This is a genomic window from Agromyces sp. NPDC056389, assembly GCF_042262385.1.
Classification (GTDB): domain Bacteria; phylum Actinomycetota; class Actinomycetes; order Actinomycetales; family Microbacteriaceae; genus Agromyces.
In genome coordinates this window covers 2,755,287-2,763,987 of record NZ_JBHJPN010000001.1, presented here as the reverse complement: position 1 = coordinate 2,763,987, position 8,701 = coordinate 2,755,287, and the positions used below count along the sequence as shown (strand labels likewise).

General features: G+C 70.4%; 8 protein-coding genes. 7 read left to right on the top strand and 1 reads right to left on the bottom strand.

Annotated elements, in window-relative coordinates; genetic code table 11:
• Positions 1-39: 39 nt before the first annotated feature.
• On the bottom strand, positions 40-534 hold the full coding sequence (locus ACFCVM_RS12935) for a hypothetical protein (protein ID WP_375836599.1): 495 nt from the start codon (positions 532-534) through the stop codon (positions 40-42).
• A gap of 201 nt (positions 535-735) precedes the next feature.
• On the opposite strand from ACFCVM_RS12935, the gene ACFCVM_RS12930 reads away from it, so the two are divergent.
• The 7 genes from ACFCVM_RS12930 to ACFCVM_RS12900 all read left to right on the top strand — a co-directional run bounded on the left by ACFCVM_RS12930 (position 736) and on the right by ACFCVM_RS12900 (position 8,687).
• Positions 736-873, top strand: coding sequence for a hypothetical protein (locus tag ACFCVM_RS12930; protein ID WP_375836597.1), 138 nt, complete (start codon positions 736-738; stop codon positions 871-873).
• Positions 870-959, top strand: coding sequence for a potassium-transporting ATPase subunit F (locus ACFCVM_RS12925; protein WP_022891167.1), 90 nt, complete (start codon positions 870-872; stop codon positions 957-959). The genes ACFCVM_RS12930 and ACFCVM_RS12925 overlap by 4 nt, the downstream gene beginning before the upstream one ends.
• The gene (gene kdpA / locus ACFCVM_RS12920; protein WP_375836596.1) at positions 959-2,632 is read left to right on the top strand and encodes a potassium-transporting ATPase subunit KdpA; all 1,674 of its coding nucleotides are present in this window, start codon (positions 959-961) and stop codon (positions 2,630-2,632) included. Before ACFCVM_RS12925 ends, kdpA begins: the two co-directional genes overlap by 1 nt.
• A gap of 61 nt (positions 2,633-2,693) precedes the next feature.
• On the top strand, positions 2,694-4,811 hold the full coding sequence (kdpB, locus tag ACFCVM_RS12915; RefSeq protein WP_375836718.1) for a potassium-transporting ATPase subunit KdpB: 2,118 nt from the start codon (positions 2,694-2,696) through the stop codon (positions 4,809-4,811).
• A gap of 24 nt (positions 4,812-4,835) precedes the next feature.
• The gene (gene kdpC, locus ACFCVM_RS12910; RefSeq protein ID WP_375836595.1) at positions 4,836-5,444 is read left to right on the top strand and encodes a potassium-transporting ATPase subunit KdpC; all 609 of its coding nucleotides are present in this window, start codon (positions 4,836-4,838) and stop codon (positions 5,442-5,444) included.
• Positions 5,445-5,448: 4 nt separating this feature from the next.
• Entirely contained in the window at positions 5,449-7,980 is a 2,532-nt protein-coding gene (locus tag ACFCVM_RS12905; RefSeq protein WP_375836594.1) for an ATP-binding protein, read from the top strand.
• Positions 7,977-8,687 carry a response regulator gene (locus tag ACFCVM_RS12900; protein WP_375836593.1) on the top strand — a complete coding sequence of 237 codons (711 nt, stop codon included), beginning with the start codon at positions 7,977-7,979 and terminating at the stop codon, positions 8,685-8,687. Before ACFCVM_RS12905 ends, ACFCVM_RS12900 begins: the two co-directional genes overlap by 4 nt.
• Positions 8,688-8,701: the final 14 nt, after the last annotated feature.

The window sequence follows — 8,701 nt, the reverse complement described above, 5'->3', positions numbered from 1 at the left end:
CCGCGTGCTTCCGCACGCGGCATCCGCCGTTCCAGGTGATCAGCCCCTGCGGATGTCTCGCAGCGCGCTGACATGCCCGCACGGCACCGCGACGAGGTCGCCGACGGCGATGTCAGCCGGGAGCGACACCTGGGTGCCGGCACCCGGCTCCGACGGCGTCAGCAGACCGACGGCGATCGCCGGAACCGTGCTCGCACGGCCGATCATCCGCAGCTCGAACCAACAGGCGTCGCATCCATCGAGCCGCCCATCGACCTCGACGACGCGCTCTGCGCCGCGGCCTCGCACGCTCGTGACCCGCACGACGACGACCGAGACGTCGAGCGGCCGGGCCGCCCCGTCGTGATCGGTCGCCTCGGCGGCATCGGGCGCCGTCGCCGTGTGCACGCACGGCGTACCGCACAGCTCGACGAGGCGAAGCATGGAGACCCCCGAGACGACGACGTCGTCAGCGGTGGCCGTGGTGTGCCGAGGCCAGTTGCCTCCCGTTCCCGGCCGAGAGCTGCTGGTGCTGAATGCGAGAACCGAGGTCATGATTCAGGTGTAGATCCGGCAAGCTCCACGCGCGCGCACGTCAACGGGATCCGAACGCACCTGATCGGTTCCCTGACGAGTTCCGAGCGACCCGTCTCCGTCGTCGTGAGCGGCGCATTCGGATCGCCCGAGGAGGCGTTAGGGGTCCGTGAGGATCGGCGCAGCGGCATCCGCGCGGGTGTTGCATCGCAGGTGCAGTGAATGCTGCCCGCCTGCCGCGCCTGCGGCTCGCGTCATCGTGAATCTGGAGTCTTCGTGCTCGACGTCGTCTACATTCTCGGCATCATCGCCGTGTTCGTACTCGTCGGCCTCATCGCCAGGGGGGTCGAGAAGCTGTGATCTTCTTCGAACTCCTCGCTGCCGCGCTGGGTGTCGCCGCTGTGGTGTACCTCGTGTACGCCCTCGTCAAACCTGAGCGGTTCTGATGGATGCGTTGTTCGCCGTCCTGCAGGCGGCCACCCTCGCGCTCATCCTCGCCCTCCTCTACCGCCCGCTCGGCGACTACATGGCGCGCCTCTACACGAGCGACCGCGACTGGAGGTTCGAACGCGGCCTGTATCGCCTGATCGGCGTCGACCCGCGCGCCGAGCAGTCGTGGCCCGCGTACCTCCGCGGCGTGCTCGCGTTCTCGGTCATCGGCCTGCTGTTCGTGTACGTGCTGCAGCGCGCCCAGGCCGTGCTGCCGTACTCGCTCGGCCTTCCGGCCGTCCCCGAGGGGCTGTCGTTCAACACCGCCGCGTCCTTCGTCGCGAACACGAACTGGCAGTCGTACTCCCCCGAGCTCACGATGGGCTACACCGTGCAGCTCGCGGGCCTCGCCGTGCAGAACTTCGTCTCGGCCGCCGTCGGCATCGCCGTGGCCGTGGCACTCGTGCGCGGATTCGCACGCCGGAACTCGGGCACGATCGGCAACTTCTGGGTCGACCTGTTCCGCGGCTCGTTCCGACTGCTGCTGCCGCTCTCGGTCATCGGCGCGATCGTGCTGCTCATCGGCGGCGTCGTGCAGAACTTCAACGGCTTCACCGAGATCACGACGCTCGCGGGCGGCACGCAGAACGTGCCCGGTGGTCCGGTCGCCTCGCAAGAGGTCATCAAGCTGCTCGGCACGAACGGCGGCGGCTTCTTCAACGTGAACTCCGCGCACCCGTTCGAGAACCCGACCGCTTGGACGAGCCTCTTCCAGAACGTGCTCATGCTCGCGATCCCCTTCGCCCTGCCCCGCACCTTCGGCAGGATGGTCGGTTCCAACAAGCAGGGTTACGCGATCCTCGCCGTCATGGCGACGCTCTACGTGATCTCGCTCTTCGCACTGAGCGCGCTCGAATCGGGCGGCAACGGCACTGCGCCCGAACTCGCCGGCGGCGCACTCGAGGGCAAGGAGGCGCGCTTCGGCATCTTCGGCTCGGCGCTCTTCGGCACCACGTCGACGCTCACCTCGACCGGCGCCGTGAACTCGATGCACGACTCCTTCACCGCCCTCGGCGGCATGATGCCGATGCTCAACATGATGCTCGGCGAGGTCGCCCCCGGCGGTGTCGGCTCGGGCCTGTACGGCATGCTCGTGCTCGCGATCATCGCGGTGTTCATCGCGGGTCTCCTCGTCGGTCGCACGCCCGAGTACCTCGGCAAGAAGATCGGGCCGCGTGAGATCAAGCTCGCGAGCCTCTACATCCTCGTCACGCCGACGCTCGTGCTCGTGGGCACCGCCCTCAGCTTCGCGATCCCCGGCATCCGCGAGGACGTCGAGTCCGTCTCGATCTGGAACCCCGGCATCCACGGCATGAGCGAAGTGCTCTACGCGTTCACGAGCGCGTCGAACAACAACGGCTCCGCGTTCGCCGGCCTCACGGCGAACACGCCGTGGTTCAACACGGCGCTCGGCGTCGCGATGCTGCTCGGCCGGTTCATCCCGATCGTGCTCGTGCTCGCCCTCGCCGGCTCGCTCGCCGCGCAGGACAAGGTTCCCGCGACCGCGGGCACCCTGCCCACCCATCGGCCGCAGTTCGTCGGCCTCCTCGTGGGCGTCACCGTCATCGTGACCGCGCTCACGTACTTCCCCGTTCTCACGCTGGGTCCCCTGGCTGAAGGGCTGAACTGAAATGTCCACCGTCTCCACCGCCTCGGCCCCTGAACCGCTGGCGGAGCACACGCCCCGTCAGATGGGCTCCCCCTCGAAGCGCCCCGCCGGCGCCTTCGGGCCCGCGCAGATCCTGCAGGCCCTTCCGGGTGCGTTCCGCAAGCTCGACCCGAGGCAGATGTGGCGCAACCCTGTCATGTTCCTCGTCGAGGTCGGCGCTGCGCTCACGACCGTGCTCGCGATCGCCGAGCCGTTCGCCGGTGGCCCCGGCTCGTCGGGCGGCACGGCCGTGCCGCTCTCGTTCACCTGGGCGATCGCCGTCTGGCTCTGGCTCACCGTGCTCTTCGCGAACCTCGCGGAGTCGGTGGCCGAGGGCCGCGGCAAGGCGCAGGCCGACACCCTGCGGCAGACCCGCACGTCGACGGTCGCGCGCCGCGTCACGGCGTACGACGAGGTCGCGGATGCCGCGGCCGAACGCACCGCGATCGCCGAGGTCCCCTCGGGCGACCTCCGGCTCGGCGACGTCGTCGTCGTGACGGCGGGCGAGTCGATCCCGGGCGACGGCGACATCATCCAGGGCATCGCCTCGGTTGACGAGTCGGCGATCACGGGCGAGTCGGCCCCGGTCGTGCGCGAGTCGGGTGGTGACCGTTCCGCGGTCACCGGTGGCACGCGCGTGCTCTCCGACCGCATCGTCGTACGCATCACGTCGAAGCCCGGCGAGACCTTCGTCGACCGCATGATCGCGCTCGTCGAGGGCGCGTCGCGGCAGAAGACCCCGAACGAGATCGCGCTGAACATCCTGCTCGCGAGCCTCTCGATCATCTTCGTGATCGTCACCCTGACCCTGAACCCGATCGCCTCCTACGCGGCGTCTCCGGTCTCGATCCCGGTGCTCGTGGCCCTCCTCGTCTGCCTCATCCCGACGACGATCGGCGCCCTGCTCTCGGCCATCGGCATCGCCGGCATGGACCGCCTCGTGCAGCGGAACGTGCTCGCGATGTCGGGCCGTGCCGTCGAGGCTGCAGGCGACGTCACGACGCTGCTCCTCGACAAGACGGGCACCATCACCTACGGCAACCGCCGCGCGAGCGAGTTCGTGCCGATGCCGGGCGTCGAGGTCTCCGAGCTCGAGCGGGCGGCGGCCCTGTCGTCGCTCGCCGACCCGACCCCGGAGGGCTCGTCGATCGTCGATCTGGCGGCTGAGCGCGGCATCCGCTTCGATGGCGCACCCGCCGGCGAGGTCGTGCCGTTCACGGCGCAGACCCGCATGTCGGGACTCGACCTGCCCGACGGCTCGAGCATCCGCAAGGGCGCCGGTTCGGCGGTCATCGCCTGGGTCGAGGCATCCGGCCGCATCGCGTCGAGCACGTTCGACGAGCTGGAGCAGCGCGTCGAGGCGATCTCGAACAGCGGCGGCACGCCGCTCGTCGTCGCCGCGAAGGACGCGAACGGCGAGGCTCGACTGCTCGGCGTCGTGCACCTGAAGGACGTCGTGAAGGACGGCCTCACCGAGCGCTTCGCCGAACTCCGGGCGATGGGCATCCGCACCGTGATGATCACGGGCGACAACCCGCTCACCGCGAAGGCCATCGCGGCCGAGGCCGGCGTCGACGACTACCTCGCCGAAGCGACCCCCGAAGACAAGATGGCGCTCATCAAGCGCGAGCAGGCGGGCGGCAACCTCGTCGCCATGACGGGCGACGGCACGAACGACGCGCCTGCGCTCGCGCAGGCCGACGTCGGCGTCGCGATGAACACGGGCACGTCGGCCGCGAAGGAGGCCGGCAACATGGTCGACCTCGACAGCGACCCGACGAAGCTCATCGAGATCGTGCGCATCGGCAAGCAGCTGCTCATCACGCGCGGCGCGCTCACGACGTTCTCGATCGCCAACGACGTGGCGAAGTACTTCGCGATCATCCCGGCGATGTTCGCGGGCGTCTTCCCGGGGCTCGCGGTGCTGAACATCATGCAGCTGCACTCCCCCGCCTCGGCGATCCTGTCGGCGATCATCTTCAACGCGATCATCATCGTGATCCTGATCCCGCTGGCGCTCCGCGGCGTGAAGTACAAGGCCGGCGGCGCGTCCGCGATCCTCAGCAGAAACCTGCTGATCTACGGCCTCGGCGGCATCATCGCCCCCTTCATCGGCATCAAGCTGATCGACCTCGTCGTCAGCCTCATCCCGGGCTTCTAGGCCCGGGCGCGAAAGGACATCCCAATGAGTTCCACACGCACGGCGGTACGCACCCACTGGGTCGCGGTCCGCGCGATGCTCATCTTCACGCTCGTGCTCGGCGTCGCCTACACGATCGTCGTCACGGGCATCGGCCAAGTCGTCCTGCCCGCCCAGGCGAACGGCTCGGTCGTCCGTTCGGGCGACGAGGTCGTGGGCTCCTCGCTCATCGGCCAGTCGTTCGCGGATGCCGACGGCAACCCGCTACCCGAGTGGTTCCAGCCCCGCCCGTCGGCGGCCGGCGACGGCTACGACGGCGGTGCATCGAGCGGCAGCAACTGGGGGCCCGAGAACGCCGACCTCATCGCCGCGATCGAGGAGCGGAAGGCGCAGGTCGCCGAGTTCAACGGCGTCTCCGAAGCGGATGTCCCTGCCGACGCCGTCACCGCGTCGGCGTCGGGTCTCGACCCGCACATCAGCCCCGAGTACGCCCTGCTGCAGGTGGCGCGGGTCGCCGGCGAGCGCGGGCTCCCCGAATCCGAGGTGCGCGAACTCGTGGAGTCTAGGATTCAGGCACGGGATCTCGGGTACCTGGGCGAGCCCACCGTCAACGTGCTGCAGCTGAACCTCGCCCTCGCAGAGCTGGAGGGCTAGCACGATGCGAAGGGGGCGGCTTCGGGTCCTGCTCGGCGCCGCTCCCGGCGTCGGCAAGACCTACTCGATGCTCGAAGAGGGCCGACGGCTCCGGGGCGAAGGGCACGACGTCGTCGTGGCCTTCGTCGAGACGCACGGCCGCAAGGCCACCGCGTCGATGGTCAGCGGGCTCGAGGTGGTGCCGCGCACCACCGTCGAGCACCGCGGCATGGGACTCGACGAGATGGACCTCGACGCGGTGCTCGCGCGCCGGCCCGAGATCGCCCTCGTCGACGAGCTCGCGCACACCAATGCGCCGGGCTCCCGGCACGAAAAGCGCTGGCAGGACGTCGACGAGCTGCTCGAGGCGGGCATCGACGTCATCTCGACGGTCAACACCCAGCACATCGAATCGCTCGGCGACGTCGTGCAGCAGATCACGGGGGTGGCCCAGCGCGAGACCATCCCCGACGCCGTGCTGCGGGCCGCCGACCAGATCGAGGTCGTCGACCTCGCCCCGCAGGCGCTCCGCGATCGCCTCGCGGGCGGTCTCGTCTATCCGGCCGAACGCATCGACGCCGCGCTCTCGAACTACTTCCGGCTCGGCAACCTCACGGCGCTCCGCGAACTCGCGCTGCTCTGGCTGGCCGACGAGGTCGACTCGGCCCTGAAGGCCTACCGCGTCGAGCACGGCATCGACCGCAAGTGGGAGGCGAGAGAGCGCGTCGTCGTCGCCCTCACCGGCGGCCCCGAGGGCGAGACCCTGCTGCGCCGCGGTGCGCGCATCGCCTCGCGGTCGTCGGGCGGCGAGCTCATCGCGGTGCACGTCACGAACCCCGACGGCATGCGGGCGAGGCATCCGGGAGCACTCGATCGCCAGCGCACCCTCGTCGAGCAGCTCGGCGGCACGTTCCACCAGGTCGTCGGCGAAGACGTGCCGCGCGCGCTCGTCGACTTCGCGAGGGCGGCGAACGCCACGCAGCTCGTGATCGGCGTCAGCCGCCGCTCGCGGCTCGCTGCGGCGTTCACGGGCCCCGGCATCGGCGCGACCGTCATTCGCGAATCGGGCGACATCGACGTGCACATCGTCACGCACGCGGCGGCCGGCTCGGGCTTCTCGCTCCCGAAGCTCGGCGGGGCGCTCAGCCGCCGGCGCCTCATCGTCGGCTTCGCCGTCGCGCTCATCGCCGGGCCGCTGCTCAGTTGGCTGCTCGTCACCTTCCACACCGAGACGTCGATCACGAGCGACGTGCTCGCGTACCAGTTGCTCGTCATCGTCGTCGCCCTGATCGGCGGCATGTGGCCGGGCCTCTTCGCCGCGGTGCTCTCGGGCCTCACGCTCAACTTCCTCTTCGTCCAGCCGACGTACACACTCACGATCAGCGACCCGAGACAGCTGCTCGCCCTCGTGTTCTACGTCGCCAACGCACTGCTCGTGAGCTATGTCGTCGACCAGGCCGCGCGCCGTACTCGCATCGCCCGCCGTGCGGCCGCCGAATCCCAGCTGCTCGCGACGCTCGCGGGCAGCGTGCTCCGCGGTGAAGACGCCCTGCAGGCGATGGTCACCCGCACGCGCGAGGCGTTCGGCCTCACCGGCGTGCGCCTGCTGATCGACGGCGAGCCCCGGGTCGCCGATGGTGAGCCGAGCCGCGACGACCGGGTGACCGAGATCCCCATTGGCAGCCGCGGCGTGCTCGAACTGCACGGTCAGGACCTCGAGGCATCCGAACGCCGCCTGCTGCAGGTCATCGCCGCCCAGATGGATGCCGCGATCGAGCACGGCGCGCTCGCGACCGCGGCCTCTGCGGCCAACGCCCTCGTCGAGACCGACCGCGTGCGCTCGGCCCTGCTCGCCGCCGTCGGGCACGACCTACGACGCCCGCTCACCTCGGCGTCGGCCGCGATCAGCGCCCTGCGCTCCCGCGAGGTCGAGCTGCCCGCCGCCGAGCGCGACGAACTGCTCGCGACGGCCTCCGAGAGCCTCGACGCCCTCGCCGAGCTCGTCACCAACCTGCTCGACGTGAGTCGGGTGCAGGCCGGGGCACTCGCCGTCACCCTCGCTCCGACCGAGGTCGCCGACGTCGTCCTCCCGGCCCTCGACGAGCTCGCCCTCGGGCCCGGCGACGTCGAGCTCGACCTCGCCGACGAACTCGATCCCGTGCTCGCCGACGGCGTGCTGCTGCAGCGCGTCGTGGTGAACCTGCTCGCGAACGCCGTGCGCCACGGCCCCGACGGCGAGCGCGTGCGCCTCGCGGCGAGCTCGTTCCAGGGCCGCACCGAACTGCGTGTCGTCGACCGCGGCCCCGGCATCCCCGCCGAGCGCCGCGACGAGGTGTTCACGCCGTTCCAGCGCCTCGGCGACACCGACAACGACACCGGTCTCGGGCTCGGCCTCGCCTTGTCGAAGGGCTTCGTCGAGGGGATGGACGGCACACTGGAGGTCGAGGACACTCCCGGCGGCGGCCTGACCATGGTCGTCACCCTGCCGTCCGCCACGACACCGCCGCCGCCGCCGCCGACGACGACCACGACCACGACCACCGAGGAGGTGCGATGAGGATCCTCCTCGCCGACGACGACGACCAGTTGCAGCGCGCGCTGCGCATCACGCTCGCGGCGCGCGGCTACGAGGTCGTCGCCGCTCGCGACGGCGCCGAGGCGATCGACCTGGCCGCGAACGCGCATCCCGACCTGATCCTGCTCGACCTCGGCATGCCGAAGGTCGACGGCATCGACGTCATCCGAGCGGTGCGCGCGTGGTCGAAGGTGCCGATCCTCGTGCTCTCGGGCCGCACCGATTCGGCCGAGAAGGTCGACGCCCTCGACGCCGGCGCCGACGACTACGTGACGAAGCCCTTCGCCATGGACGAGCTGCTCGCCCGCATCCGCGCTCGGGCCCGGTCGACGAGCGGCGAAGCGGATGCCGCGGCCTACGCGATCGGCGCACTCGCCGTCGACCTCGCCGCGAAGACCATCAGGTCGACGGATGCCTCGTGCCACGCGACATCCGTTCGCCTGACGCCGACCGAGTGGCGCCTGCTCGAGCTGTTCCTCAAGAACCCGGGCAAGCTCCTCACCCGGCAGATGCTGCTGAGCGAGGTGTGGGGGCCGTTCCACGCGAACGATGCCGGGTACCTGCGGCTCTACGTCGCCCAGCTGCGGCGCAAGCTCGAGCCGACGCCGTCGGAGCCGCGGTTCTTCCTGACGGAACCGGGCATGGGCTACCGCTTCGAGCCGGGGGCCGCCGAGGCCGCCGGAGCCTGAGGTCGGGCCGCATC